We start from the raw sequence: 25931 nt of genomic DNA, 5'->3' as shown, positions 1-25931 counted from the left end.
GTTACCTTATATCAAACTGGTCGGCATCAAGATAAGCGGGAAACGAATCTTGGTAAGACCGTAAAGCGGACTTAGAGAGTTTTATAACTTTTTCGGATTCTTTATCTCCCAAATGGAAAAGAGGTTCACCCAGAAAATCCAGGGCAACGGAATCTCCCTGATATTCAGCTCCATTGCCATCCAGCCCTATTCTGTTTACCCCCACAACATAACTAAGATTTTCTATCGCTCTTGCTTTCAACAGCGTATTCCAGGCGTGTGCACGGCGTTTGGGCCAGCTGGCTATATAAACAAGCAAATCATAAGGATTATCCGAAGAATTCCGGCTCCAGACCGGAAATCTTAAATCATAACAAACCAGGGGAAAAATCTTCCATCCTTTCCATTCCACAATCAGACGGGAATTTCCAGGTGTGTAAGTATCATGCTCCTCCCCCATTCTAAAAAGATGGCGTTTGTCGCTTTGAACAAAAGATCCATCCGGACGAACGCATAATAATCTGTTAAAAAAATGCCCTCCCTCTTTTACAGCAAAGCTTCCGATAATTAAGGCTCCGGTTTGCAAAGCCATGTGTTTCATCCACTTGGTCGTCGTCATATTCATATGCTCAGCTGTATTTGTGTTCATCGTAAAGCCTGAATTAAACATTTCAGGCAAAACGATAACGTCAACAGGATGATCGATATCAGCAATTTTTTCTTCAAGAGAAGAAAGATTGGCTGTTACATCTTCCCAAAATAAATCTGTTTGAATAAGACAAACGGCAAGTTCGTCAACCACTGGAATGGCCATACTGATCACATAAAATGAAAATAATTATCTACGGCCAGGAAAACGCATACGATAGTCAGCGTCTGTTTTTCCTTTTGAAATATCGGTCAGTTTCTTTTTGATCAATTGTTTTTTCAAAGTAGGAAGATAGTCCACGAAAAGTTTTCCAAGCAAATGATCGTATTCATGCTGGATAATTCTTGCCGCCATTCCCTTATATTCTTCTGTGATTTCATTCCAATCCGTATCCCTGTAACGAATTACCAATCTTTCAGGCCGGTAAACATCGCCACGAATTCCGGGAATACTTAAACATCCTTCCTCAAAAGCCCATTCTTCTCCATCCTCTTCCAGAATTTCAGGATTGATAAATGTTTTTTTGAAACCCACAAGGCTCAAATCAACTTCATCGTCTTCATCATCATCCTCATCTTTTTCACTGAAAGGCGTTCCGTCCGCAACAAAAACACGGATATTTAATCCCACCTGAGGGGCAGCTAATCCTACACCGTTAGCAGAATACATAGTTTCGAACATATCCGCCGAAAGCTTTTGAAGATCCATTTCATCTTTTTCAATAAAGCGGGTTGGCTTTCGTAATATAGGGTCGCCGTAGGCTACAATTGGGTAAATCATCTGATTAAAATATGAGATTTCTAAATAAAATATTCTTCAATAAATTGATTATCGGCGGCTTTCCATAAAGGATTGCAAAATAATAGTAGCGCTGATTTTATCAATATTTCCTTTTTCTCTTCTTTCACTTTTTTTGGAACCGCCTGCAATCATGGATTGTAAGGCCATGGACGACGTAAATCGCTCATCATGCATATGAACAGGAATATCAGGAAAACTTTTTTTCAATAACTTGATAAAAGTATGAACCCTGGCTGCATTTTCACTTTCAGTATTATCCAGTTTTCGCGGCATTCCAACAATAAATGCTTCGACAACTTCACTCTGTGCATATTTTTTCAAAAAATCCAGCAAGTCATGTGTTCTAACGGTATCGAGCGCCGTTGCTATAATTTGCAAAGGATCTGTTACCGCAATTCCGGTACGTTTTGCACCATAATCAATGGACAGTAGACGAGGCATTTTTTGATCAGTAAGTGAATAGTCAAACTTTGACTAAAATAATTTTGCAAAGATAAGACCTTTCACTTAGCTTTCCCTGATTCGGTGCGCGATAATAGATTTTGATACATGCATCACAGAATCCCATTATCTTTGTGATTATGATTGACAAGCGTTGGATACAAATTCCCGAATTACCCTCTGATCAACTTGAAGTTGCGCGTGAACTGGCTGAGGCTTTAAAAGTGAACCCGTTTTTGGCTACACTTTTGGTACAGCGCGGTGTTAAAGATTTTGAACAATCCCGTAATTTTTTCCGTCCTGATCTTACACATTTACATGATCCATACCTGATGCAGGATATGGACATTGCCGTTGAGCGCTTATCCAAAGCCATTTCCAACGGCGAAAAAATTCTTGTTTACGGAGATTATGATGTTGACGGAACTACCTCTGTCACGCTCTTTTATGGCTTTTTAAGAAAAATATACGACAAGCTGGATTATTATATTCCGGACCGTTACAATGAAGGTTATGGCGTTTCCTGGCAGAGTATAGATTTCGCCCAGGAAAATGGTTTTAGCTTAATTGTAACGTTGGACTGTGGTATAAAATCGGTCGATAAAGTTACTGAGGCGAATAAAAGAGGTATTGACTTTATTATTTGTGATCACCACCGTCCGGGCGATGAACTTCCTCCGGCCGTTGCCGTTCTGGATCCAAAAAGAGAAGATTGCCTTTATCCCTATAAAGAATTAACCGGCTGCGGCGTCGGGTTTAAATTATTGCAGGCTTTTTGTATTCAACATGATATTCCTCAGGAATCACTGTTTGAATATCTTGATTTACTGGTGGTTAGTATCGCAGCAGACATTGTGCCCATTACGGGAGAAAATCGTGTTCTGGCCTATTATGGACTTCAGCGCTTAAATGCTGCGCCACGGGTTGGTATGAAAGCATTGATAGACATTGCCGGAATTAAAGGTGTGCTGGATATTACCAATGTAGTTTTCGGACTTGGGCCAAGAATTAATGCTGCCGGCAGAATTAAACATGCCAAAGAAGCTGTTCGTCTTTTACTTTCGGAGGTTGAACAGGAAGCAGTTGATTTTGCTTATGAAATCAATCAGCATAACAGCGACCGCCGGACTTTTGACAGCAGCATAACGGAAGAAGCGCTGGCCATGATTGAAAGTGATAACTGGTTTACGGACGCAAGAAGCACAGTACTATATAAGGAAAGCTGGCACAAAGGTGTGATCGGAATTGTGGCAAGCCGGTGTATTGAAAAATACCATCGTCCTACTATTATTTTGACGGAATCCCACGGAAAAGCTGCCGGTTCTGCCCGTTCTGTACCTGGTTTTGACGTTTATGAAGCAATTGAAGAATGTGCTGAACTTCTGGAACAATTTGGTGGCCATACTTTTGCAGCCGGATTGACTATGCCGATTGAAAATATTGAAGCTTTCCGTGCCAAATTTGATCAGATTGTAAGCAGCAGAATTTTGCCGGATCAATTAATTCCAATGATCAATATTGATCTGGAACTGCAATTAAGTGCGGTTACTGCAAAATTCTATAATATTCTGCGCCAGATGGGTCCTTTCGGGCCGGGAAATATGACGCCGGTTTTTGAGAGCAAAGAAGTTTCTCTGGCCGGTCAGCCAACGATCATGAAAGAAAAGCATATTAAATTTGACGTAAAACAAAATGGCTCTCCGATTTTTACGGCCATCGGTTTTGGTATGTCGCAGTATTATCCGGAATTGATCAAAGGCAAAACTTTTTCTATTTGTTACAATCTGGAAGAGAATAACTTTCGGGACAAAAAAACGTTACAATTGTTCCTGAAGGATATTAAATTTAATTAGACCGTTGCGTTTTTGAATTACTAAAATCGAACAATGATATTAAGAACCGAAAATCTGGTAAAAAAATACGGTGCCCGTCTTGTGAATAACAATGTGAGCTACCAGGTTGAACAGGGCGAAATTGTAGGATTACTCGGTCCGAATGGAGCAGGAAAAACGACATCATTTTATATGGCCGTTGGCTTGGTTAAACCGAACAGCGGAAAAGTTTTTCTTGATGATAAGGACATTACGGATCTTCCCATGTACAAACGTGCGCGTTTAGGTCTGGGTTATCTGGCACAGGAAGCCTCGGTTTTTCGGTCGTTAACGGTTGAAGAAAATATCCGGGCGGTTTTGGAAATGACCAGTCTTTCCAAAAGCGACCAAAAAGCAAAAGTGGAAGAATTACTCGAAGAATTTCACTTGCAGCACGTTCGCAAAAGTAAAGGGATGGTATTATCAGGAGGAGAACGCCGCCGGACTGAAATTGCAAGATCGCTTGCTGTGGATCCTAAATTTATTCTACTGGATGAACCCTTTGCCGGTGTCGATCCTATTGCCGTGGAAGATATTCAAAGTATTGTTGCCAAACTGAAAACCAAAAATATTGGTATCCTCATTACCGATCACAATGTGAACGAAACACTTTCGATTACTGACAGGGCTTATCTTTTATTTGAAGGAAAAATTCTGAAACAGGGAAGTGCAGAAGAACTTGCGGAAGATGAACAGGTAAGAAGAGTTTATCTTGGACAAAACTTTGAATTGAAACGTAAAGTTTAATTCAAAAAAGTCTCAAGCATAGAAAAGGGAACGCTCTGGGCACTCCCCCTCTTACAATTATTCACCATGAACTGTATTATTTTTTAGGGCACTTTTTACAGTATTTCCCTTTCTTTTTATAGTTTTTGCAACAATCCTTAAAAACGCATGAATCGTTTAGAATCAGCGATTTTGACCAAAAATTGGCAGGCTCTACAAGTATTGTTGGTTCATTCGAAATCAACGCGTTCATTCCATTTCCGTTATTGATGAGACAAATGTAGTATCTATTTAGAATCATTCAAAAGCTTTTTTCAAAATTATTTTGAACAAATCTAAATAGATCGTGTCAGACGGAGTGAAATTGTGATTATAAAACAGGAAATGGATCCCGAAATTTCTCCCCTTTTTCCATCAGAATAATTTCCTGATTTGTACACAAGCACAGCTCCAAATCCGATAAAATAAGCTCTTTGTCAAGATCTTGTCCGATAATCACAAGTTCATTCGAACGATCGCCAAAACGTCCCCAACGCGATTCAATCGATTCACGATTTTCCATATAAGCCTCATAACGAATTCTTTGACTAAGCGGCATACTTGCCCACCAGACACCCGCACCTTCTGCCCGCAAAGATCCTCCGGCCTGACTCCAATTCAATGCATCACTCGGTCGTGAAGCAATCCAGAATAATCCTTTGCTGCGAATAATTCCGGCTGGCCAGTTTTGGGTAAGATAATTCCAGAAGCGCTCAGGATGAAATGGTCGCTTATCCCGAAATACAAATGAATTAATTCCATATTCTTCGGTTTCAGGAATATGCGTACCATTTTCGAGTTTATTTAATTCCTGAATCCAGCCGGCTGACTGTGAAGCTTCGTCATAATTGAATAAACCTGTGTTTAAAATTTCCTTAGCTTCTATTTTTGAAAAAGAACTTTCAATTAATCTTGCGGACGGATTTAATGCATTGATAACTGCTTTTAATTCCGCCAAATGCGCCGTTGAAACCAAATCAGATTTATTAAGAATAATCACATCAGCAAATTCAATCTGATCTGTTAAAAGATTTACAATCGTTCTGTTGTCCGATTGATCGTCATTTAAATCCCGGCTAATAATCGTATCAAGTGATCCAAAATCTTTTGAAAAATTGAATGCATCTACAACCGTCACCATGCAATCAATTTCTGCCCATTTTGAAAGATCAATTCCATTTTCGTCATCGACAAAACTAAATGTTTGCGCAATCGGAACCGGCTCAGAAATTCCTGTACTTTCAATTAAAAGATAATCAAAACGCTTTTCCTTCGCCAGTTTTTCAACTTCAATCATCAAATCCTCACGGAGCGTACAGCAAATACAGCCGTTCGACATTTCTACCAGTCGTTCTTCTGTACGGCTCAGCGTATTTTCATTTTTGACTAGTTGAGCATCAATATTCACCTCACTCATATCATTGACAATCACAGCAACTTTTAATCCTTTTTTATTATGAAGAATGTGATTCAGTAATGTGGTTTTTCCCGCACCCAGGAATCCGCTCAGAACGGTGACCGGAAGTTTGTTATTTTTCATATTTCGCCGTTTTTATATTTGCAACATTGTTGCAAATATAAAAATAGAATATATATTTGCAACAATGTTGCATAACAATAAATTATCTCAATATGCTGAGCCAACGAATTCTTGTTCTGATCTTTTTTTCAATACTAACAATAGCTTGCGGAAAGAATAAGGACAAAAGCAAAGAGCTGATTAGAGCTAATGAAATTCATTTAGCGTCGATGCAGATTCATGAAAACATTGAAGAATATCTTGAAGCAAAGAAGCAGGAAGCTACTAAAAACAAGGATTCTGTTTCGATATACAAACTGGATAGTTTGGGTAAAATTCTGGAATTGTGGGAAGAAGGAGTTGTCGAAGTTCCAGGTTTTGAACATGAGCACCATCATGAAAAAGGTGGACTTCATGAACATAAAACCGGAGTTCAAATGACAGATGAGTCTATGCTGGAATATCAAAAAAGCTCCAAACAAGCGATTGAAGAATTACAAAAAGAAATTAAAAGTAAATTTTAGATGAAGAAAGCAGTCGTTCTTTTTATACTAATTTCGGTGCTTGGCATATCCGGGCCGATGAGCCCGTTATTAATTACCTGGAAAAATCTTTCTGATGTTCAGTTTACTAGAAAACTGAATAAAGAAGTGAGCATGTACTTTTTATACCCGACTTTCGGACAAAGTGTCAAAGCGCTTCAGGGAAAAGAAATTCAGATTAAAGGCTACATAATTCCCGTCGACGAAAACGAAAATATTTACGTTGTTTCTGCACAACCTATGGCGATGTGCTTTTTCTGTGGTGGTGCTGGCCCGGAATCTATTATGGAATTACAGTTTAAAAATAAAAAACAGCGGTTCAAAACGGACGAGCAAAGAACGGTAAAAGGGATTTTACAACTTAATCCGTTGGATGTTGAACACCTTAACTACATTTTGAAAAATGCAGAAGTTGTAAATTAAAAAAGGTCTTTCCAATCTTTATGATTGGAAAGACCTTTTCAAAATATCTTGATAAACAATTTACATTTTCTCCCAAACCTCGTGAATTGGCTTACCGGCCGTGTTTGTTCCTTTATAATCCCAAACTCCGTTATCCAGTTTTGAATCAAAAATCTGGGTTGTCCCTACCCTGTTATTATCGCTTGATAAAAACTCGATTCTTTCGGTATATTTCCCGTTTTTAAAAGTGTAAGTTCCGCCTCCGGTTTTGTAAAAAGTTTTCTCAACTGTATCAAAAACGATCCATTGGAATCGGGTTCCGGATACTAATTTTACCGCTTTGCGAGTTCCGGTTAGTTGTGATTTCAAATCACCTGAATTGGAAACTTTCCAGGCGCCCGTAAAAGCTGAATTTCCACCATCATCGATTTTCATCCAAACCATAGCTTCATCATATTTCAGAGTCAGAATTCCATCCTTCATTGTAACAGTGTAAACAATGGGAATACCGACTTTGGCTGTATCCGACGGATTAAATTCTGGTGTGTAAGTCATCTGGTCGCCCTGAATTGTAAATGGACCGCCTTCTGTTCTTTCGTACGATTTATTTAAAACACTATATGATGCAATGATCATATAATTGTCTGTCACGATTAATGTTGAAGTACTGCCTGTTGGTTCCTGTGATTTCCACGCACCTTTTGGAGCTTGGGCAATAGCCAGTGTGCTGCATAAAAATAATGTAATAATAAGAAGCTGTTTCATTCGATTACTCGTTTACGTTTATTCTAATAATCTATCAAAAGTATGCCAATGTGGTTTTGATAGCTCCTGTTAATTTTGAATAATTATTTCAAAACCTCTCTCAAAACTTCCAAGGAACGAATTTCACCAAGAGAATCCATGTGAATTTTATAGAAGAAAATCAGTTTTTCAAGGATATCAACCCGTCTGGTACGATCAAGAGCCACCGAAATTCCGTATGGATTATGCAGCAAATATTCCGTTGCATTCAATTCTCTGGCATCAGCAATTTGCGGAAAATGATTTTCTTTCAATTCACTTTCCAGATCTTCAATCGTCTCTACGCCAAATCCAAGATATGACGCATATTGCAGTAAAAACTGAATATGAAAATTCTCAAATCCATCTTCCGCTTCGTCCAGATACATAACCGAATCTTCGATAAATTGAAATAGCGGCTCATTCGGCTCTTCTTCCCTCAATGTTTTCCCTAAAATTTCAGTCACAAACAATGCAAGGCTCGATTTGAAAACATCATATGGCAAACTTTGAAACGGAGCGTAACATTTAAGCTCTGAAATCCGATGAATAGTTGCCTCCTTACTTTTTTGATAAACAACCATATCCAGTAATGTAAGTGGCTGAAAAAGTGCGACTCGATTGGTTTTCGATTTGCTGTTTCTTACACCATTTACAATATAACTCTGAATCCCAAAGGCTTCCGTGTAAACCTTCGCAATAATGGAAGATTCACGATAACGGATATAATTCAGGGCAATACCTCTGGTTTTGTGTAACATGCTTTATGTTTATACTTTTCGCGAATGAAACTCAGCTTTGCAACAGAATAAATTCTATGTCTGGGTGAAATATTATCCTAGTATTAAGAAAATATTTAAAAAAATTTAAAAACTTTTTCATGGGTTTCAATTAGTCGTTACTCCCTTAATATATAAATAAATAGTGTTAATCTTTTCATAATCATAGCTCCTTGTAGCTGTCTTCATCTTTCAGGATACTTCTGCCATCTAATTATCGTCACAACAATAAAAAATCCTACACATTAGAAGTTTTTTAAGAGAAAGGATTTGTACCTTTATTCTGGGTTTACGAACTAACGACGATTTTCGTTCGTTAACAAATTATTAAAAAAGGAATAAGATTTGCAGCCAGCAAATGTTCATATTTCTAACTCATTATTCTTCTCATGAGCGACGCCATAAAGCATGAGTGCGGAATAGCACTTATCCGTCTAAGAAAGCCATTTCAATACTACATTGACAAGTACGACACGCCGCTATATGCCGTGCACAAGCTTTCAGTAATGATGGAAAAACAGGTTAACCGGGGACAAGATGGAGCCGGAGTTGCCAACATCAAAATCGATGTACCACCTGGAAAACGCTATATCAGCCGTTACAGATCAGTAGAACCTCAGCCACTTACCGACATTTTCTCGAAAATTCACAAGAAATTCAGGAAAGGACTGAAGAATAATAAAGAACGTATTACAGATGCCAAATGGTTACAGGAAAATCTTGCATTTACCGGAGAAGTTTGGCTGGGACATTTGCGTTACGGAACGCATGGCACCAATGAAGTAGAAAACTGTCATCCAATGTTACGTCAGAGTAACTGGAGAAGCCGGAATCTGGTTATGGCTGGGAATTTTAACATGACTAACGTTGATGAACTTTTTGGCAAACTGGTATCATTGGGCCAGCATCCAAAAGAGAAAGTTGACACCGTTACTGTAATGGAAAAAATTGGACATTTCCTTGATGAGGAAAACCAACGTGTCTTCGATCGCTTCAAAGGAATTTATGAAAATCCGACTTTATCGGATGTGATCGAAGAAAATATTGATTTACAGAGACTTCTATATAGATCTTGCCGTGATTTTGACGGTGGATACGCAATGTGTGGTTTGACGGGTTATGGAGCTTCTTTTGTAATTCGTGACCCGGCCGGAATTCGTCCTGCTTTTTATTATGCTGATGACGAAGTGGTTGTAGTTGCTTCTGAAAAACAAGCGATTAAGGCTGCATTTAATGTTGAATATTCTCAGATTCAGGAAATTACACCTGGTTCTGCACTTATAATCGATAAAAACGGAGAATATAACGAATTCCCGATTTTACCTCGTTTAGAAAAACGTTCATGTAGTTTTGAGCGTATTTATTTTTCAAGAGGAACTGATCCGGATATTTACTACGAGCGCAAGCAGCTTGGTAAATTATTGATCCCGCAGATCCTGAAAGAGATCAATTACGATCTTGAAAACACGATTTTCTCATATATTCCAAATACTGCTGAAACAGCATTTTTAGGAATGATTGAAGGTCTGGAAGAATATCTTGCAAAGAAAAGGAAACAGGCTATTATGGACGGAATTCTTTTTGAAGCTGACCTTGAAAAAGTACTTTCTTTCCGTCCACGTATTGAAAAGCTTGTAACGAAAGATGTAAAATCCAGAACGTTTATTACGGCTGATGCACTTCGTGATGATATGGTTTCAAATGTGTACGATACAACATTTGAAGTAGTTCGGAAAGGCGTTGATACTGTGGTGATTATCGACGATTCTGTTGTTCGTGGTACTACGTTAGAGAAGAGTATTTTAACAATGCTTGACAGATTGCAGCCTAAGAAAATTGTTGTTGTATCGTCTGCTCCGCAAATCCGTTTCCCAGATTGTTATGGTATTGACATGTCGAAAATGAAGGACTTTGTTGCTTTCAGAGCGGTGTTGAAATTACTGGAAGACCGTAACATGGAGGATTTAATCGAAGAAGTTTACACACAGGCTGTGGCTTCGATCGCAACGAAGAATTCATTCCATACGAATTACGTAAAAGCACTTTATGATCCTTTTACAGATGAAGAAATTTCAAATTCAATTGCTGAAATTATTCGTCCGAAAGATCTGAATGCTGAGCTTTCTGTGATTTTCCAAACGGTTGATAATCTTCATAAAGCTTGTCCAAACCATGTGGGTGACTGGTATTTTACAGGAAATTATCCAACACCGGGTGGAAATAAAGTAGTAAATAAAGCATTTGCAAATTCGCACGAAGGCAAGCTGGAAAGAGCTTACTAATAGAAGAATTTCTTATTATATTTTGTGATAACCGCCCGAAGTTTGGGCGGTTATTTTTTTGTTCAAAACATTAATATGCTAATGCGATTCGATTAAATTGAAAAATAACTTCTAATTTGGCATTTTAATAAAACCTAAATCCATATGACTCATCTCAACAAATTCAGTTTTAGTAAAATTTTATCTTTTCTAATTGTTTTCGCGCTGACTTGTTTCTCAGTGAATGCCCAGACTCCCACAACCACAGGAAGTCTGAAAGATATCAACTTTCTGGACGGACGCTGGAAAGGAAACTATAATGGCGGAACCATCGAAGCTTCATGGACGGCTCCGGAAGGAGATAATATCGTTGGATTTATCCGTATGGTGAAAGATGGAAAAGCTACATTGTATGAATTATTTGCTTTTGAACAAACAGAAAAAGGACCTGTTGCGCATGTGAAACATTTCAAACCGGGCATGATTTCCTTAGAAGAAAAGGAAGTTTCGGATACTTATAATTTTATTGAAGCAAAGAAAAATCAGGCTCTTTTTGAAAAAGATGACATTTCTGTTCGTATTATTTATGAAAGAAGAACGCAAAATCAGCTGGTGATCAGAAGAGGGAAACTGGAAAATAATAAGTGGGAATTTATGGATTTATTTGTTTTTAACCGTATTCCTTAATTTTTCAGGATCAGATAAACGCCCGCGATTAGCAATATTCCGCCACAAATTCTGGCGAAACTGATTGGATGTACTGCAAAACCTTGCAAGCCGTAGTGGTCGATGACCATTGCGGCTAACATTTGTCCGGCTATTACCAAACAGATCAAATTAGCCGGGCCGATATCCTTCACAATAAAAATAACCGTTACAACATAAAAAGCACCCAGGAATCCACCGGCATATTTCCACAAACTTACTTCCCGGAAGGTTGCTAAGGTTGGTATCGGATTTTGATTGAAAAAAGGAAAGGCTACCAGTAAAACGAAAAGTCCGAAGCTGAATGAAGTAATTGCAGCCATCAAAGGATTTCCCAAAGCTACACGAAGCTGTGCATTCACACCAGACTGCAATGTATTTGCCATTCCGATCATAAAGGCCAGCGCCAGGAACAACCAATTCATAAACGTGGCAGGTATAGATTTGTTTTCAAATTAATCTCTTTTATTTCTTCAATTGATTGATCTTATCCGGATCTACGGAACGGAAATGACCGTAAACGCGAAGAATAATTGCCAGGGCAACCGTAACTTCCGCAGCCGCAACCACAATCACAAAAAGAGCAAAAAGCTGCCCCCCGATTCTTTCGGGATCATGTCGACTAAACGCAATCAGATTAATATTGACGGCATTCAGCATCAATTCAATACCCAGTAAAATACCAATTAAATGTTGTTTGGTAATGGCTATTGCCAGGCCGATGCTGAATAACGCGGCTGCAACAATCAGATAATGTTCTACCGGAATATTAATCATGAGCGGGATTTCTGTTTAAGGCAAGATAAGCGGCGCCAATTAATGCAACCAGTAAAAGTATAGCGGCGATTTCAAAAGGCAAAAGATGGCTTGTCATCAATTCAACACCAATGGTTTTTAAAGTTGACCGGGAAATATTTGTTTCTCCCGTCATTTTGAAATTTGAGGTTGCAATAACGTAGGAAAGAAAACCAAACAAACCTGCTCCGACGATAAACCCAGAAAATTGTCTGGTTATGGATACCATCACCCGGTTTGGTGTTGAAGAGACTGCTGTTCTGTCTGCCTGTTGGGTAAGCATGATACCAAAAATCAGCAGTACCAGAATTCCACCAACATAAACCATAATTTGCGTCACGGCCAGAAAATCTGCTCCCGCCAGCACGTACAATGCGGCAACACCCAGAAATGTCAGGAATAAGGCAAAAGCCGCATAAATAAGGTTTTTTGAAAACAATATAAAAAGCGCTGCTACGATCGCCAATCCCGAGAAAGCATAAAAAGCCGCTATTTCCATTTGTTCAATAAGTTATTCCTGATCAGGTGATTTTGGCTTCGGCTTCATGGTCGGTCGAAATGCCGGTTTAGGCTTTGGAGTTTCCTCTTTTGGCTCTGTTATATCCTGCTCTGTTTTATTTTCAATTTTAATCTCAGGCATCTCTGAAACCGGCGGCTCAACCTTTGGTTTCATTGTGGGACGAAACGCCGGCTTTGCTTTTACGTCTTGATTTTCTACCTTTTCACCCATTGCTTCCGGAGTTTCAGAAGCAGGAGCTTTTGGCTTCATTGTTGGTCTGAAAGCCGGTTTGGGAGCAACTGGTTCTTCTGAAATTTCAGGTGTTATTTCAGCAGACGGAGTTTCCTCAACCTTTGGTTTCATCGTGGGACGAAACGCTGATTTGGCTTTTATTTCTTCATTTTCACCCTTTTCAACCGCTGCTTCCGGAGTTTCTGGAACAGGAGCTTTTGGCTTCATTGTTGGTTTGAAAGCTGGTTTTGGAGCAACTGGTTCTGCGGAAATTTCAGGTGTTATTTCAGCAGGTGGAGTTTCCTCAATCTTTGGTTTCATTGTAGGGCGAAACGCTGGTTTGGCTTTTACCTCCTCACTCTTCACTTCTTCACCAGATACCAATTCCTCTGACTCCATCACCGGCTTCGGCTTCATAGTTGGGCGGAAAGCTGGTTTTGCCTGAGCAGTTTCTTCTGAATTCGAAACCTTAGATTCAGCTTCGGAAGCCGTTTCTGTTTTGGGTTTCATAGATGGCCTGAAAGCTGGTTTCGCTTTCGGAGTTTCATCCGCTTCTGTATTAGTTTCTTCTTTTACTTCCGAAGGTTCAACCTTAGGTTTCATAGAAGGTTTGAAAGGCAATTTAGCGGCCGGTTTTTCAACAATTTCTTCCGGTGTTACATCACTTTCAGATTTTGCTTCTACCGGAGCAGGTATTCTTCGCTGGAATACTGGTTTTGGCTTTGGCGTTTCCACTTCCGCGGACTCCTCTTTTGCAGCAACTTCTTCCTGTTTTGGCTTGATTGTTGGTTTGAAAGCAGGGCGTGCAGCAGGCGCTTTTGCCATTACTTCCGAAGGAACAGCAGGTTTTTGTGCTGCCTTTAATGCTTCTTTTTCTTTTTGGAATTGTTCAAGTAAATCTCGTTTTTCCTGTGCTTCGTCAGCTGTCAGGTTTCCGAAATTATAGACCATATCCCGGATATCCATTTCGCTGTAATCGAAAGTCTTCGTCATCGTAAGACATTCCGTCGGACAAACCGTTGTACAAAGTCCGCAGTAGCAGCACTTCGCCATATCAATATCAAATTTCGCCGCATAAAGACGTATCGGCGAACCGTCCGAAGCGCGACCCACTTCTTCAATTGCTTTAATAGGCTCAATTTCAATACAATCGACCGGACAAACCTTTACGCATTTATCACAGACAATGCAGTCGTCCATTTCATTGTGCAGACGATAACGGCCATTATCCGGAATAGGAATTGTTTCCTGAGGATATTGAATGGTAACCATACCATCCTGCAAATCATAGAAATTATTCGAACGGATATCATTATTAGACCGACGCGTTCTCGCCTCAAATAAATGGCGTAACGTCAGTTTCATACCCGTTAAAGTGGTACTGATTCCTTCCGATATGTTTTTAAAGTAAGTCGACAACGTTAGCAGGTCTCAATTTTCAATTCGTTACTACATCCGGGAAATCCGAAAATAAGCCTATTGCAAAGATAGAGTAATCTATTAAAAAACTTACTTTTCAACAGAAACACCTTCCAATAAGCCCAACAATTCTTTTTGCACGGATAATGTTTTATCGACCGAATACCATTTGTGAATATCCTCGGCAAATTCTTTAAACGGCTTATCAGGATTCTCCTTGTATAACTCCATCATACGCTGAGCGCCGGCTGGCCGTGGTCCCCAATTGAAAATCTCATTGAATTCTCCATCAACTGCAATCAATTTTGGAATAGAACGTCCGCCGTTGGTGAGATATTCATCCATCACATCAGGATTCTCATCTCTTAAAATAAGTTGAAGATCAATTAACGGATTTAATTTTGCAATAGCCGCCAATACGGGAATATTTTGCGCTGCATCTCCACACCAGGCTTCCGTCAAAACATACCAGGTTTGAGGAAACTGGATTTGGTTTATCGCAACTTTCAAACTTTCACTTAAGACAACAGTTTTGTTCAAACGCTGCATCCTATGCAAATTCAACTTTGTATAATGGTTTAAATCTTCGGATTGTTTTGGCCCTGTTGTTCTTTGTTCCATTACAACCAATTCCATCAATAACATATAATCGGAATAAGAATAAATTGTTCTCTCAATTCCGCTTTGAAATAAATCTGACAAGTTCTTCATGAGCGTATTTTTGTACAAAGAAAAAACCCTAACCTGCTCATTTCAGTTCAGACAACACGGTTCAAATATTTACTATAATCCGTCTGTTCGGCAAAATAATCTTCATTCATTAATGGAGATGTAAATAAAAAATCTGCCGTAGCACGATTGGAGGCAACCGGAATATTCCATACAACGCATAAGCGCAGCAACGCTTTCACATCCGGATCATGCGGTTGGGCCGACATAGGATCCCAGAAAAAAATCAGTAAATCAATTTTTTCCTCGGCGATCATAGAACCAACCTGCTGATCGCCGCCAAGCGGGCCGCTCAAAAGCAACGTTACGGGCTGGTTCAACAACGTTTCCAGTAATCTTCCCGTAGTCCCCGTGGCGTATAAAATGTTTTGGGATAATAACGCACGATTTGCGGTTGCCCAGTCCAGCAATTCAGCCTTCCGGTTATCATGCGCAACCATGGCTATGCGTTTGCTGGAGGCTATTTTTCTGATATGTGACATTTAAAATTCGGTTTATCAAAGGTAGATTTGAAATCAATAACATTTCAAAGATCCCGAATATAATTCAAATACACCTTAGCCAAAACTTCCCGGTCGAAATGATTTTTAACATAGGCATAACCATTATCTCCTTGCCGTCTAACGATGTCAGGATTATCCAAATAAAATCTGATCTTATCGGCAAAATTTTCCGGATTTTCCGGTTCAACAAATAACCCTGCATTGGCTTCCTCAATTAATTGTCTTGAAATCCCATCAATGGCCATTAAAACAGGCTTTTTACAGGACAAATAATCAAAAGTTTTATTTGAATAAATGGTTTTGAAAATATCCGCTTTCTTCAAAACCGATGTTCCGATATCAGAAGCCAGAATATATTTAAAGACTTCACTTTTGGACACAGAATCGATGAAACGGACATTGGTAAGTTTTTTACGTTTTGCCTCTTCAACCAAATCTGATTTTTCCGGACCATTTCCAATGAGTAAAAAAATTACATTGGTATCCATCAATAATTCTGCCGTTTTCAAAACCTGAGTCAGATGATTGGCAATTCCATGTGCTCCAACGTAGGTTATAATCAGTTTATCTTCAAGATTATGGATTTTACGAAAAGAAACTGAATCAAAAGAAGTGAGTAATTTGTCAGAAAAAATAAAATCTGCTCCGTTCGGAATACAAATAATTTTATCCGGATTGATGTTTTTCTCTCTGATCAAAATCTCCTGAAAAGCGGGTGTTAAAACACAAATTCCTTTCGCTTTTCGATACATCAATTTTTCAAACCAGAATGAAAAACGAATCAGGTATTTATTTTTCAAAACGCCGGTATCAATGGCAGATTCCGGCCAAAGATCACGGACTTCAAAAACAAAAGGAATATTCTTCCACCAGCTCAAAAAAATCGCAATCAATCCAACAAACAGCGGAGGAGAGGTGACAATAATGATGTCATATTTTTCTTTTGTGATGAATATTCCCACCAGGATTCCAGAAGCAACAAATGAGAGAAAAGACCATATCCTGCTGGCAAAACTTTTATCGCCTGTACAAACATGACAACGGATCACATTTACAGAATCCCGGTTTGTTGAAATATGAAAATATTTTCCGTCGTAATGAGATTTAGTATTTCCCATGTAATGCGTCATCCCAGCAAGAACTGTAATTTCATGACCTCTCTCAGTCCATATTCGGCTCATTTCATTCCACCGGGAACCGCCGCCTTCATGATCTTCAAGGAAAAACTGATGTATTAACAAAATGCGCATCGCCGATTTCCTTTGAAATTTTTAAACTGATTTCTGTTTTGATATATCGCTCTGTTGTACAAAAATCAATTCTATACGCCCGTTCTTTTTCTCCATAAGTATCAGAATACCAGCCTTCGGGTTTGGATAATTTAATTTTCTTGCCGTTTTTAGAAAAAGCGCTAATTCTAAATATTTCAAAAAATGTGGGATACGGATGCCAGATCTGATGCATCAAAATTCCTTTTGGTGCATTTTCAATCCAGTCTTCAATAATCCAGTGCTGCTCGCCTTTTTGTTTCGTGACTTTTCGCCTGTGAATTATCCCTTTCCCTAACTTTTTAAATCCCTCAAACCAACCTTCAAAAACTACTGCACCGTTTTCTTCCTTCCAGTTTCCTTCGCTTTTTTTAATCCAGTCATACCAGATAAATCTTTTGCCTCTTCGCATCTGGTCATTATTTCCCAGCATCACAGTGTTATGCGATGCCGTTCTTGAAAAGTAATTCGTCCATTTTTGATCTGTGTTATATTGATAAGATCCGGCATCACGCAAAATATTTTCGCCGTCGACCCAGACATCAAGATGTAAGTTATCCGACTGAAAAGGCCTGTTTTGGTAACTTCCGCAACGAAGAAATGTGATTATATTTTGATCTCTTAAAACATAATAACCGCTATTAGGAAAGGCAAAAATTTTAAAATCTTCTGGTGAAGTTTTTTCTTCTGTGATGTTGGGATTTAAACCAAGCCATATACTTTCCTCTTTCCATTGGCCATTGTTGTAATTGTGTTTTTCTCCAAGAACTGTCGCCAAAGCCATTAATTGCGGCCGGTAATCCCGGAAATGACAATCCGTTAAAGGGAAAAATAAAGCGCCATCATTATTGCCATAATTTGGCAACCAGCCAGTTTTAGTATCCTGACAAGTTTGAAGAAATTTCAAAGATTTTCTTGCACGGTCATATACAACTTCATCCCAGGATTCATAATTAAAATGCGCCAGCTGAATTGCCCATGTTAATAATTGAACGACGACGCGGTGATAGTTCATGGAAAATTGAAGAAAGGTGCCGTCATCATAAATCTGATAAGCTATTTCCTCTTCAAACCATTTCTTCCCATTTCTCTTCCATTCGCGGCTTTCATCAAAAAATGGGTATAATAGCCCGATCAGATATAAACCCAACGTTTCAGTAAGCGCATGATTATTTCTTACCGCAATACGTGAAAAATGAATATTTTCCGCAACATGGCGCATCTGTTGATGAATACTGTTAAGAATTTTTGAGAGAAGCGAATCGATCAGAATTGGCGACTTTTTATAATACTGCAAAGCAAAAGTCCAGTTTAAAACGCGAAGTGTAATTTCCTGGCTGCATCGCCAGTTGGGACCTTGATTTACAGGATTATTGTCAATCCAACTTTCCATTTGTGTAAAAACAGTTTTAGATTGATCTCTTTCAAAATGATGATCGTAACGGATCAGATCATACAGAAAAGTGAAACGGGATTTTTCCCAGACGTACTTGATGTCTCCGGTTTTCTCCGAGAAATCAGGAATTTCTGTCCAGTGTTTTGAAATGTCATATTGAAATCCATTTTCAGGATTTGTGAGCCAATCCGGAACGGTATAAAATTTCGAATTAAAATATAAAAATTGGTTTTGATGAATCTTTTCAACGCGTTTCGAAAGTGCACGATAATCCTGATGTTTTAGCTCCTGAAATGTACCCGGGAAGAAAAACGCAACCGGATAATTCCGCCATCCTTCAGGTGTGATTGTTTTCTGCCGAGGATTTGTAGGAAATCGAATTTTTAGTATTCCTGTTCTTCGTTGAAGTTCATACCAAATCCGAAAGCCAGTATAACGCCAACCCATATGCTGAACAAATTGGAAAACATCTGACACTGCGGAAAAGGCAATTTTCAGACTTTGGCGCATTTGTTTCATGATAGTGTGTATAAGGCTGAGCACTGATAAAATGAAAAACAACAAACTGGACGTAAATTGGTTTAAATTTCATTTTCATTATATTGGAATAAGACGCAGGCAAAAAGTAACGGGTAAAAGGATATCAATGCCCCTCAATTTTAAATTTAACTGTACCTTAATACCCAATTGTATTTTTGGTTTTAATTTGTGATCATGATTTCCAATACCTCTCCCCGATATTCAACGCCGGTTTTAAAGAAAGATCAACCTGACGATACCTATAAATTTCAGCCCTTACCCTCTCCTTCCGGCAAGTATCCTTACCGATTAGCATTAGAGAAAATAATTCCGGACGTCAATACTGAAAAAACAATTTTCCATATGCTGGGCGATACGGGAAGTATTGGCAGACCAACGTTTCAGCATTTGGTAGCGAGTGAAATGGGCCGACAATATGAAACTGATGAATCGGAGCGCCCGCAATTCTTATTTCATCTGGGCGATGTTGTTTACAGTTTTGGCGAAGCCAGCCGCTACTATACTCAGTTTTTTGAACCTTACGAAAAATATCCCGGACCAATATTTGCTATTGCCGGAAATCACGATAGTGACGTAAATCCAAACGCTACGCCCTATAAAAGTCTGGACGCATTTAAAGCTGTCTTTTGTGATTCAGAATCCAGAGATATTAGTTTCGGTGGTGGAGTTGACCGAAAAAGTATGATTCAGCCTAACGTTTACTGGACATTGAAAGCGCCGCTGGCAAATATTATTGGCTTGCACGGTAATGTGCCCAAGTTTGGAGTAATTACCCCTGATCAGCAAAAGTGGTTTAAAGAAGAACTTATATCAGCCAATAAGGAAAGGCCAGACAAGGCATTGATTTTATGTTTACATCATGCGCCTTATTCCGCCGATATAAATCATGGTTCAAGCCTTCGGATGATCACACTTTTAGAGGAAATATTTGAAGAAACGGGCGTCAGACCAGATATTGTTTTCAGCGGCCATGTGCACAATTACCAACGGTTCACAAAAGAATATAAAGATGGATTAAAAATCCCTTTTATCGTTGCTGGCGCCGGAGGATATGATGAACTTCATCCTGTGGCTTTAAAAGACGATAAGCGCTTTACCAACGAAATCGATTTATTTGAAAGTGTAAACCTGGAAACTTATTGTGGAGATAAACATGGCTTTCTAAAAATCGCCATCGAAAAAAGAGGTACCGGGTTAACTTTGAAAGGACAATATTATACGATTCCACACGAAGAAAAAATGGATAATACCATGAAGGCTTCGCTGGCAGATGAATTTGAACTTCATCTTTAACTGGTGTTAAAACAAAAAAGCAAATCATTTCTGATTTGCTTTTTTATTGTGGGCCCTGCTGGATTCGAACCAGCGACCCCCTGCTTGTAAGGCAGGTGCTCTGAACCAACTGAGCTAAGAGCCCTTTCGGGAATTCAAAATAATAACCTTTTTTTCAACTTTCTGAGAAAAAGTAAAACGAGTTATTGCTAACTCGTTTTCTTGTGGGCCCTGCTGGATTCGAACCAGCGACCCCCTGCTTGTAAGGCAGGTGCTCTGAACCAACTGAGCTAAGAGCCCCTCTTGTCATCATTCGGGAGTGCAAATATGCAGGACTGATTTTCTTTATCCAAATTATCCATTGAAAAAATTTTAACTTTTTTAAATATATTTTCCAATGAACTGATAATCAGAATTCTGTTTATTCAAAATTTAAATATAAAGTCACCGTATGAGTGGTAAGTTTACCAATTCCCACGGCACTTGAATTTTTTGACGGGTTCAGAACATTTTTTAAACCTGTTGAAAATCTTAATTCAGGAGCAAATTTGAAAAACTCAAAAAACCGCTCATAACCTACACCATAATCAAGTGTAAAATCGGATGTTTGCGTATCAAGCCGACCTCCTGAACTTCCTGTTCCGGCTGTACTTTTTTTCACATTGGTTTCAAGTCCGAGCGTCACACCCGCAATCATATACATACGTGTATTGACCCGTCTTTTGGATTTATATTTTACGAGCAATGGAATTTCAAGCCAAGTAGATTCCCGCTTATCAATTTTATCAGGACTATTCGGATAGCTATACTTGATCTGCCGTTCGTAAAGAGAAACCGACGGTGTTGTCCGGATGTCAAAACGTTCATTCAGATAAGCATTGATTATAAAACCCATCCGAAAAGCCGTTTTCATCGGCGACTGGATCAGATAAGCAGAATCGCCGGGAACAAATGCATCGCTATGACGGATGTTGTAACTTGTAAATGGCATAGCAAACAAGATACCGTAATGGATCGGTTTGTCGTCATAATATTCCAAATGCCGGCGTACATAACCTTGTCCCTGCGCCTTAACTTCCTGTGATACAACACACAGGATAGCGAAACTGATAATTATTTTTGTCCTGTATAAATGGAGCAAATCCCGAAGGTTAATGGTATGCATTTGGTATTTTTAAAACCTGCTTTTTTATAAATTTCAAGAAAAGCCTCCCCATCCGGAAATGCCTGAACGGATTCAGGAAGGTAGGTGTAAGCTGAACTGTCCTTTGAGACGGTCTTACCTATCGTTGGTAATATATATTTAAAATAAAAATTGTAAAACTGTTTGAAAGGGAACGAACGTGGTTTCGAAAATTCAACAACAACACAAGTTCCGCCCGGCTTCATAACGCGATTCATTTCCGTCAATCCCGCCAACAGATTCTGATAATTACGTACTCCAAACGAAACGATCACAGCGTCGAAATAATTGTTCTCAAAAGACAAACTTTCCGAGTCTCCGCTTTGTAAAGTGATGATATCCTGCTTTCCAAGTTTGGCGATTTTCTCACGTCCTACCGCAAGCATTCCTTCCGAAATGTCGACGCCATAAATTTTTTCAGGATTAAGAGAAAGTGCCTCAATGGCAAAATCACCCGTACCAGTTGCAATATCCAGGATCACTTTTGGCTGCTGTTTTTTCAGCAATTTTATCGCACGTTTACGCCAGTAAATGTCTACACCACCGCTTAGTACGTGATTCAATAAATCATATTTTGGCGAAATGTTATCAAACATTTCCGCTACCTGTTCACGCTTGCTGCCGTCCTTGTCTTTATAGGGTACTACACTCATTTTCGATTTTCATAAAATTAGAATTACAAAACTAACAGATATTTATTGGTTATCGTTTTGCTGCATATATGTAAAGTTTGCATAAAGCATTGATTTTAAACCGGAACACCAGAATAAAAATCACGATAGTTTTATATTTGTTTCAATACCACGCACACTTACTGCACATGATTCGCAAATTTTTACAATTAATTGTATTTATTTCTATATCCTTTACGGCAAATGCTCAGTACAGAAGCGCCTGGAAAGATGCGTATGAAAAATACAAACATGGCCATTCCAGACAAAAAACGATCTCACCTTATTCTCTAACTATTCGGGGTGGGCTAACCCAATTTTACGGTGAATTGGGGCAGCAGGATATGCCGGCAATGTATGGTGTAGAAGTCAACAGAGCCTTTAACAAAACGCTTTCTCTCAGCCTGGAATATTCTATGGGAAAACTTGGCGGACAAGAAGTTTCTTTTTTTAATTCTTATTTTATCAATGAATATAACGCCATAGAATTACTGGCAAAATGGAATTTGACCGAACAATTTGTTCCAAATAATGATGGAGAATTTAATATAAACCTTTATGCCGGATTGGGGTTAATGATGTTTAGCGCCAATGCTTTTGATATTAAAACAAACAACTTGTTACGATTTACGAATAGCAAAACGAGTGCCAGAAATCCACTTTTTTTACGCTGGGGAAAGCCACACGGAAAATGGGGAATCAAAAAAACGAATGAGCGAATTATTCCAATCGGAGCTTCGTTTGATTATAAATTGTTCGAAAAACTCATCTTCGGTTTTGATTATCATTTTTATTTTGTGCGTAGTGATAAGGTAGACGCCACTTCCGGTATGCGTTTGATTAATCCCGAAGAAGCAGATTCTTACAGCAAATCGCCTAATGATAAATTCAGTTTTCTGGCACTGTCAATGACATATAAATTCAGCGGCAATCAGAAAAAGAGAAGACGCTGAAATCTTAATTTTATACAAAATTTTTTATCCGCTTAATTTTCATCCCTTGGCCTCAATTGAATACAAGTTATATCCAACATTACTAAATCTTTTTGATCGTTATCAGAAAGGTTATATTGAAAAAACCGATTTTCTGAACCGGATCAATCGCGTCCCGATTCCGCAGACAGAATCCCAGGCGAAAGGATCATCTTTCGAAGAAGCGGTAATAAAAGGTGTTAATGAAAATACTTTTGACGCGGAAATACTCGACAAAGTCCGTGCATTATTACCACGGCCTATGATGAAAACGCAGGTTTATTGCGAACATCAGCTTGATAATGTTTTGTTATATGGCTATGTAGATGTAATTGGAAAAACGCTGGCAGTCGATATAAAAACGACCAATAACTACCAGCCCGGCAAATTTGAACATAGTCATCAAAATTTTTACCTGCCCGCCTTACGCTCAAAAGGAATCAGAACCTTGCGCTATGTAATTACAGATTTCCAGGATGTGTATCAGGAGAATTATGATCAAACGATAGATTTTTCCGTACAGGAAATTCAGATAAAGTTATTTTGTGATTTTTTGGAGGAGCATCGGGGTGAGGTGACGGACGGGAGAATTTTTGGGAAGTAGAACCTAATCAAGGCTCATATAGAACAAATGTTAAATCTGAAACCTGTCCAAATTGCTTATCAGCTGAAAGAAGTGGAACATCGAGAAAGATAGCTGTGGCAGCTACAATGGCGTCTGGTAATTTTAACGCGTAATTACGGCGGATTTGTTTTGTGATTTCTTTGATGCCAGATTAAGGTCAATAATTATACATTCTTCCAAAAATAATTCAACCCAGGTTTCTTCCTTCAAAGTAATTCCCTTGTATCCCAAAAGTTCGAGTTCATTAATAAAGAAACATAAGTCTCGACATCCTGCAAAATTAAACCTAGATTTTTGTCTCCTTTAAATAAGTAAAGAGCGATATTCGTATCAATCAGAATCTTACTCCCACTCATCACGGATCCGCTTTTGAATTTCTAACGGATCTTCTTTTAAATTTAGCATTCCAACATATTTTTTCGCATTGAGCCTCTTTTTACCTTTAGGCAATGAACCCTGAGGCAGAATCTCGTCGAGACGTTGGCCCTTTTTAAGTATGAATACCATTGCTTTTATATTTTATATCAACAAGTTAACAAATAACTATGGGAGGCACAAAAAATTAATTCAAATATCGATTGCGCTAAAACAAAAAATCCTGCTAGAATTTCTTCTAACAGGATCCTGTGGTGATGGACGGAATCGAACCGCCGACACAAGGATTTTCAGTCCTTTGCTCTACCGACTGAGCTACATCACCAGCTCAACTCGTTCCCTTTGGGACTGCAAAGGTAGAATTACGATTTGTTTTTCCAAATTATTTTGGAAAATAATTTGGAAAAAATTTCTTCACTTTATCTTCATTAAAGCTTAGAACTCTGATTTTCTTTAACTTAACTAACTAAAAAAAATTATTTATTTTTAAAAACTTGATGCTAATTACATTTTTACCATATTTGTTTTTAGTATGCTTGCATACTAATTTAAAGAAATACCGTTATTGATGCAGTAAAACCGAATTTTATGGCAATAATCCAGCAAATCATATTTTTAGCAATTCTTGGAATTGTCGGCTGGTTGGTTTTTAAACGGGCCAGTCTCATTCGAAATACCATCTTGTTAGGGCGTGATGAAGATCGAACAGATCAGCCTGCGGTGCGTTTCGCTACTATGCTTCGCATTGCATTTGGACAAAAAAAGATGTTTGACAGGCCGCTTATCGGCGTTATGCATTTTGTCGTTTATGCAGGATTTCTGTTGATTAACATTGAAGTATTGGAAATTGTGCTTGACGGAATCCTGGGGAAACACAGACTTTTCGCTCCTTTTCTGGGCTCGTTTTATACTTTTTTAATTGGCTTTTTTGAATTTCTTGCAGTCGGTGTTTTGGTAACCTGCACTATATTTTTAATTCGTCGTACGCTTTTAAAAGTTGAAAGATTTCAACCTTTCCGTCATAGAGAAATGAATGGCTGGCCGCAGCTTGATGGAAAAATCATTCTACTTTTTGAAATCGTTTTGATGGTTGCCATCTTGACTATGAACGCGGCTGATACAGTTTTGCAGGAAATGGGAAGTCATCACTATACCCGCACTGGTAACTTTGCTTTCAGTCAGTTTTTAAAACCTCTCTTTGCAAACTGGAATGAAACTTCACTGATAATTTATGAGCGGTTTGCCTGGTGGTTTCATATTCTTGGCATTTTCACTTTTGCAGTTTATGTAACTTACTCGAAACATTTACATATAGCACTGGCATTTCCAAATACTTATTTCGCCCGTTTGACACCAAAAGGAGAAATGAATAACATGCCGGATATTACCAAAGAGGTAAAAATCATGCTGGGTTTAACAGAAGCGACAGCAACCAACGGTGAAGAAAATGCCATTCCAGAACGTTTTGGAGCGAAGGATGTGCCTGATTTAAGCTGGAAAAATCTGATGGATGCATATTCATGTACAGAATGTGGGCGATGCACGGAAGCTTGTCCGGCTAACATCACCGGCAAGAAATTGTCTCCCCGCAAGATCATGATGGATACGCGCGACAGACTGGAAGATATTGGCAGGAATATGCAGGCAAACAACGGAAATTTTGTCGACGACGGAAAAAGTCTGATGGGCGATTATATCAGCAATGAAGAAATTCTGGCCTGTACAACCTGTAATGCCTGTGTACAGGAATGTCCGATCCTCATTAATCCGCTGGATATAATTCTTCAATTGCGCCGTTACAAAATCATGGATGAAGCACAGGCACCCAGCGCATGGAATTCAATGTTTCAGAATCTGGATACCAATCAGGCACCATGGAAATTCTCGCCGGGAGATCGTTTCAACTGGGCTGATAAATTGAGAAATGAAGTTTAAGTTTATTTGCTTAAAATCGATT

28 protein-coding genes and 3 tRNA genes are annotated in these 25931 nt (G+C 38.8%); 10 read left to right on the top strand and 21 right to left on the bottom strand.

The annotated features are described in order from the left end of the window. Window position 1: 1 nt before the first annotated feature. The 3 genes from IEE83_RS30055 to ruvX are packed head-to-tail and all read right to left on the bottom strand — an operon-like array spanning window position 2 to window position 1870. Window positions 2-793, bottom strand: coding sequence for an amidohydrolase (locus IEE83_RS30055; RefSeq protein ID WP_194124410.1), 792 nt, complete (start codon window positions 791-793; stop codon window positions 2-4). Between the two features lie 24 nt (window positions 794-817). After that, window positions 818-1408: a peptide deformylase gene (gene def, locus IEE83_RS30050; protein WP_194124409.1), complete on the bottom strand. Its 591-nt coding sequence runs from the start codon at window positions 1406-1408 to the stop codon at window positions 818-820. A 48-nt stretch (window positions 1409-1456) separates the two neighbouring features. Next, window positions 1457-1870: a Holliday junction resolvase RuvX gene (gene ruvX / locus IEE83_RS30045; RefSeq protein ID WP_194124408.1), complete on the bottom strand. Its 414-nt coding sequence runs from the start codon at window positions 1868-1870 to the stop codon at window positions 1457-1459. Window positions 1871-2010: 140 nt separating this feature from the next. Here ruvX and recJ point away from each other — a divergent pair, with 140 nt between their 5' ends. Both recJ and lptB read left to right on the top strand, forming a co-directional pair. Continuing rightward, a complete protein-coding gene (gene recJ, locus IEE83_RS30040) occupies window positions 2011-3723 on the top strand; it encodes a single-stranded-DNA-specific exonuclease RecJ (protein ID WP_194124407.1) in 1713 nt (570 codons plus the stop codon). 33 nt (window positions 3724-3756) lie between these two features. Continuing rightward, complete coding sequence (gene lptB / locus IEE83_RS30035; protein WP_194124406.1) at window positions 3757-4488, top strand: LPS export ABC transporter ATP-binding protein; 732 nt, start codon at window positions 3757-3759, stop codon at window positions 4486-4488. A 349-nt stretch (window positions 4489-4837) separates the two neighbouring features. Here lptB and IEE83_RS30030 read toward each other — a convergent pair whose 3' ends face one another. Beyond that, on the bottom strand, window positions 4838-6046 hold the full coding sequence (locus tag IEE83_RS30030) for a GTP-binding protein (RefSeq protein WP_194124405.1): 1209 nt from the start codon (window positions 6044-6046) through the stop codon (window positions 4838-4840). Window positions 6047-6138: 92 nt separating this feature from the next. Here IEE83_RS30030 and IEE83_RS30025 point away from each other — a divergent pair, with 92 nt between their 5' ends. Both IEE83_RS30025 and IEE83_RS30020 read left to right on the top strand, forming a co-directional pair. Next, entirely contained in the window at window positions 6139-6549 is a 411-nt protein-coding gene (locus tag IEE83_RS30025; RefSeq protein WP_194124404.1) for a hypothetical protein, read from the top strand. Continuing rightward, a complete protein-coding gene (locus tag IEE83_RS30020) occupies window positions 6550-6990 on the top strand; it encodes a DUF3299 domain-containing protein (RefSeq protein ID WP_194124403.1) in 441 nt (146 codons plus the stop codon). It begins immediately after the preceding gene. A gap of 60 nt (window positions 6991-7050) precedes the next feature. On the opposite strand, the gene IEE83_RS30015 is transcribed toward IEE83_RS30020, so the two are convergent. Then, complete coding sequence (locus IEE83_RS30015; protein WP_194124402.1) at window positions 7051-7734, bottom strand: hypothetical protein; 684 nt, start codon at window positions 7732-7734, stop codon at window positions 7051-7053. 83 nt (window positions 7735-7817) lie between these two features. Then, window positions 7818-8513, bottom strand: coding sequence for a DNA repair protein RecO (gene recO, locus IEE83_RS30010; protein WP_194124401.1), 696 nt, complete (start codon window positions 8511-8513; stop codon window positions 7818-7820). A 407-nt stretch (window positions 8514-8920) separates the two neighbouring features. On the opposite strand from recO, the gene IEE83_RS30005 reads away from it, so the two are divergent. Both IEE83_RS30005 and IEE83_RS30000 read left to right on the top strand, forming a co-directional pair. Beyond that, window positions 8921-10813 (top strand): amidophosphoribosyltransferase, encoded by a 1893-nt coding sequence (locus IEE83_RS30005; protein WP_194124400.1) that lies wholly within the window; start codon window positions 8921-8923, stop codon window positions 10811-10813. Window positions 10814-10957: 144 nt separating this feature from the next. Continuing rightward, entirely contained in the window at window positions 10958-11479 is a 522-nt protein-coding gene (locus IEE83_RS30000; protein WP_228102134.1) for a DUF6265 family protein, read from the top strand. Here the strand turns inward: IEE83_RS30000 and IEE83_RS29995 are convergent. From IEE83_RS29995 to IEE83_RS29960, 8 genes are all read right to left on the bottom strand, one after another. Next, window positions 11476-11922 (bottom strand): DMT family transporter, encoded by a 447-nt coding sequence (locus IEE83_RS29995; RefSeq protein WP_194124399.1) that lies wholly within the window; start codon window positions 11920-11922, stop codon window positions 11476-11478. The two genes, IEE83_RS30000 and IEE83_RS29995, sit on opposite strands and share 4 nt — an antisense overlap. A 40-nt stretch (window positions 11923-11962) precedes the next feature. After that, window positions 11963-12274 carry an NADH-quinone oxidoreductase subunit NuoK gene (nuoK, locus tag IEE83_RS29990; protein WP_228102133.1) on the bottom strand — a complete coding sequence of 104 codons (312 nt, stop codon included), beginning with the start codon at window positions 12272-12274 and terminating at the stop codon, window positions 11963-11965. Continuing rightward, on the bottom strand, window positions 12267-12791 hold the full coding sequence (locus tag IEE83_RS29985; RefSeq protein ID WP_194124398.1) for an NADH-quinone oxidoreductase subunit J family protein: 525 nt from the start codon (window positions 12789-12791) through the stop codon (window positions 12267-12269). Before IEE83_RS29985 ends, nuoK begins: the two co-directional genes overlap by 8 nt. Window positions 12792-12803: 12 nt before the next feature. Beyond that, entirely contained in the window at window positions 12804-14387 is a 1584-nt protein-coding gene (locus IEE83_RS29980; RefSeq protein WP_194124397.1) for a 4Fe-4S binding protein, read from the bottom strand. A gap of 144 nt (window positions 14388-14531) precedes the next feature. Further along, entirely contained in the window at window positions 14532-15152 is a 621-nt protein-coding gene (locus IEE83_RS29975) for a thioredoxin family protein (protein WP_194124396.1), read from the bottom strand. 47 nt (window positions 15153-15199) lie between these two features. Continuing rightward, window positions 15200-15652 carry a methylglyoxal synthase gene (locus IEE83_RS29970; RefSeq protein WP_194124395.1) on the bottom strand — a complete coding sequence of 151 codons (453 nt, stop codon included), beginning with the start codon at window positions 15650-15652 and terminating at the stop codon, window positions 15200-15202. A 44-nt stretch (window positions 15653-15696) separates the two neighbouring features. Next, window positions 15697-16923: a glycosyltransferase family 4 protein gene (locus IEE83_RS29965; RefSeq protein ID WP_194124394.1), complete on the bottom strand. Its 1227-nt coding sequence runs from the start codon at window positions 16921-16923 to the stop codon at window positions 15697-15699. After that, window positions 16889-18856 carry a heparinase II/III family protein gene (locus tag IEE83_RS29960; protein WP_228102132.1) on the bottom strand — a complete coding sequence of 656 codons (1968 nt, stop codon included), beginning with the start codon at window positions 18854-18856 and terminating at the stop codon, window positions 16889-16891. The genes IEE83_RS29965 and IEE83_RS29960 overlap by 35 nt, the downstream gene beginning before the upstream one ends. A 195-nt stretch (window positions 18857-19051) precedes the next feature. Between IEE83_RS29960 and IEE83_RS29955 the strand changes: the two genes are divergently transcribed. After that, window positions 19052-20170 carry a metallophosphoesterase family protein gene (locus IEE83_RS29955; RefSeq protein WP_194124393.1) on the top strand — a complete coding sequence of 373 codons (1119 nt, stop codon included), beginning with the start codon at window positions 19052-19054 and terminating at the stop codon, window positions 20168-20170. Between the two features lie 49 nt (window positions 20171-20219). On the opposite strand, the gene IEE83_RS29950 is transcribed toward IEE83_RS29955, so the two are convergent. The 4 genes from IEE83_RS29950 to ubiE all read right to left on the bottom strand — a co-directional run bounded on the left by IEE83_RS29950 (window position 20220) and on the right by ubiE (window position 21985). Next, window positions 20220-20294: transfer RNA gene (locus IEE83_RS29950), tRNA-Val, on the bottom strand. An 80-nt stretch (window positions 20295-20374) separates the two neighbouring features. Further along, window positions 20375-20449: transfer RNA gene (locus IEE83_RS29945), tRNA-Val, on the bottom strand. Between the two features lie 121 nt (window positions 20450-20570). Next, the gene (gene porT / locus IEE83_RS29940) at window positions 20571-21314 is read right to left on the bottom strand and encodes a type IX secretion/gliding motility protein PorT/SprT (RefSeq protein ID WP_194124392.1); all 744 of its coding nucleotides are present in this window, start codon (window positions 21312-21314) and stop codon (window positions 20571-20573) included. Continuing rightward, complete coding sequence (gene ubiE / locus IEE83_RS29935) at window positions 21263-21985, bottom strand: bifunctional demethylmenaquinone methyltransferase/2-methoxy-6-polyprenyl-1,4-benzoquinol methylase UbiE (protein ID WP_194124391.1); 723 nt, start codon at window positions 21983-21985, stop codon at window positions 21263-21265. Before ubiE ends, porT begins: the two co-directional genes overlap by 52 nt. A gap of 167 nt (window positions 21986-22152) precedes the next feature. Between ubiE and IEE83_RS29930 the strand changes: the two genes are divergently transcribed. Together IEE83_RS29930 and IEE83_RS29925 are read left to right on the top strand one after the other, a co-directional pair. After that, window positions 22153-22956 carry a hypothetical protein gene (locus IEE83_RS29930; protein WP_194124390.1) on the top strand — a complete coding sequence of 268 codons (804 nt, stop codon included), beginning with the start codon at window positions 22153-22155 and terminating at the stop codon, window positions 22954-22956. Between the two features lie 46 nt (window positions 22957-23002). Beyond that, a complete protein-coding gene (locus tag IEE83_RS29925) occupies window positions 23003-23578 on the top strand; it encodes a hypothetical protein (RefSeq protein ID WP_194124389.1) in 576 nt (191 codons plus the stop codon). A 7-nt stretch (window positions 23579-23585) separates the two neighbouring features. Here IEE83_RS29925 and IEE83_RS33230 read toward each other — a convergent pair whose 3' ends face one another. The 3 genes from IEE83_RS33230 to IEE83_RS29915 form a co-directional block, all read right to left on the bottom strand. After that, a complete protein-coding gene (locus IEE83_RS33230; protein ID WP_310588638.1) occupies window positions 23586-23687 on the bottom strand; it encodes a hypothetical protein in 102 nt (33 codons plus the stop codon). A gap of 254 nt (window positions 23688-23941) precedes the next feature. Then, a complete protein-coding gene (locus IEE83_RS33095) occupies window positions 23942-24106 on the bottom strand; it encodes a VirB4 family type IV secretion/conjugal transfer ATPase (RefSeq protein WP_228102131.1) in 165 nt (54 codons plus the stop codon). 120 nt (window positions 24107-24226) lie between these two features. Beyond that, a tRNA-Phe gene (locus tag IEE83_RS29915) sits at window positions 24227-24299 on the bottom strand. Window positions 24300-24562: 263 nt separating this feature from the next. Here IEE83_RS29915 and IEE83_RS29910 point away from each other — a divergent pair. Next, window positions 24563-25909 (top strand): 4Fe-4S dicluster domain-containing protein, encoded by a 1347-nt coding sequence (locus IEE83_RS29910; protein ID WP_194124388.1) that lies wholly within the window; start codon window positions 24563-24565, stop codon window positions 25907-25909. Window positions 25910-25931 lie beyond the last annotated feature (22 nt).

Origin of the sequence: Dyadobacter subterraneus, from assembly GCF_015221875.1 — a bacterium.
Taxonomy (GTDB): Bacteria; Bacteroidota; Bacteroidia; order Cytophagales; family Spirosomataceae; genus Dyadobacter; species Dyadobacter subterraneus.
Note: the sequence above shows the minus strand (reverse complement) of the source record. Positions and strands in the feature narration are given on the sequence as shown.

Bases quoted from the DNA above. Each gene is read 5' to 3' on its own strand.
- IEE83_RS30055 (WP_194124410.1), bottom strand. From the start codon at position 793: ATGGCCATTCCAGTGGTTGACGAACTTGCCGTTTGTCTTATTCAAACA.
- def (WP_194124409.1), bottom strand. From the start codon at position 1,408: ATGATTTACCCAATTGTAGCCTACGGCGACCCTATATTACGAAAGCCA.
- ruvX (WP_194124408.1), bottom strand. From the start codon at position 1,870: ATGCCTCGTCTACTGTCCATTGATTATGGTGCAAAACGTACCGGAATT.
- recJ (WP_194124407.1), top strand. From the start codon at position 2,011: ATGATTGACAAGCGTTGGATACAAATTCCCGAATTACCCTCTGATCAA.
- lptB (WP_194124406.1), top strand. From the start codon at position 3,757: ATGATATTAAGAACCGAAAATCTGGTAAAAAAATACGGTGCCCGTCTT.
- IEE83_RS30030 (WP_194124405.1), bottom strand. From the start codon at position 6,046: ATGAAAAATAACAAACTTCCGGTCACCGTTCTGAGCGGATTCCTGGGT.
- IEE83_RS30025 (WP_194124404.1), top strand. From the start codon at position 6,139: ATGCTGAGCCAACGAATTCTTGTTCTGATCTTTTTTTCAATACTAACA.
- IEE83_RS30020 (WP_194124403.1), top strand. From the start codon at position 6,550: ATGAAGAAAGCAGTCGTTCTTTTTATACTAATTTCGGTGCTTGGCATA.
- IEE83_RS30015 (WP_194124402.1), bottom strand. From the start codon at position 7,734: ATGAAACAGCTTCTTATTATTACATTATTTTTATGCAGCACACTGGCT.
- recO (WP_194124401.1), bottom strand. From the start codon at position 8,513: ATGTTACACAAAACCAGAGGTATTGCCCTGAATTATATCCGTTATCGT.
- IEE83_RS30005 (WP_194124400.1), top strand. From the start codon at position 8,921: ATGAGCGACGCCATAAAGCATGAGTGCGGAATAGCACTTATCCGTCTA.
- IEE83_RS30000 (WP_228102134.1), top strand. From the start codon at position 10,958: ATGACTCATCTCAACAAATTCAGTTTTAGTAAAATTTTATCTTTTCTA.
- IEE83_RS29995 (WP_194124399.1), bottom strand. From the start codon at position 11,922: ATGAATTGGTTGTTCCTGGCGCTGGCCTTTATGATCGGAATGGCAAAT.
- nuoK (WP_228102133.1), bottom strand. From the start codon at position 12,274: ATGATTAATATTCCGGTAGAACATTATCTGATTGTTGCAGCCGCGTTA.
- IEE83_RS29985 (WP_194124398.1), bottom strand. From the start codon at position 12,791: ATGGAAATAGCGGCTTTTTATGCTTTCTCGGGATTGGCGATCGTAGCA.
- IEE83_RS29980 (WP_194124397.1), bottom strand. From the start codon at position 14,387: ATGAAACTGACGTTACGCCATTTATTTGAGGCGAGAACGCGTCGGTCT.
- IEE83_RS29975 (WP_194124396.1), bottom strand. From the start codon at position 15,152: ATGAAGAACTTGTCAGATTTATTTCAAAGCGGAATTGAGAGAACAATT.
- IEE83_RS29970 (WP_194124395.1), bottom strand. From the start codon at position 15,652: ATGTCACATATCAGAAAAATAGCCTCCAGCAAACGCATAGCCATGGTT.
- IEE83_RS29965 (WP_194124394.1), bottom strand. From the start codon at position 16,923: ATGCGCATTTTGTTAATACATCAGTTTTTCCTTGAAGATCATGAAGGC.
- IEE83_RS29960 (WP_228102132.1), bottom strand. From the start codon at position 18,856: ATGAAACAAATGCGCCAAAGTCTGAAAATTGCCTTTTCCGCAGTGTCA.
- IEE83_RS29955 (WP_194124393.1), top strand. From the start codon at position 19,052: ATGATTTCCAATACCTCTCCCCGATATTCAACGCCGGTTTTAAAGAAA.
- porT (WP_194124392.1), bottom strand. From the start codon at position 21,314: ATGCATACCATTAACCTTCGGGATTTGCTCCATTTATACAGGACAAAA.
- ubiE (WP_194124391.1), bottom strand. From the start codon at position 21,985: ATGAGTGTAGTACCCTATAAAGACAAGGACGGCAGCAAGCGTGAACAG.
- IEE83_RS29930 (WP_194124390.1), top strand. From the start codon at position 22,153: ATGATTCGCAAATTTTTACAATTAATTGTATTTATTTCTATATCCTTT.
- IEE83_RS33095 (WP_228102131.1), bottom strand. From the start codon at position 24,106: ATGGTATTCATACTTAAAAAGGGCCAACGTCTCGACGAGATTCTGCCT.
- IEE83_RS29910 (WP_194124388.1), top strand. From the start codon at position 24,563: ATGGCAATAATCCAGCAAATCATATTTTTAGCAATTCTTGGAATTGTC.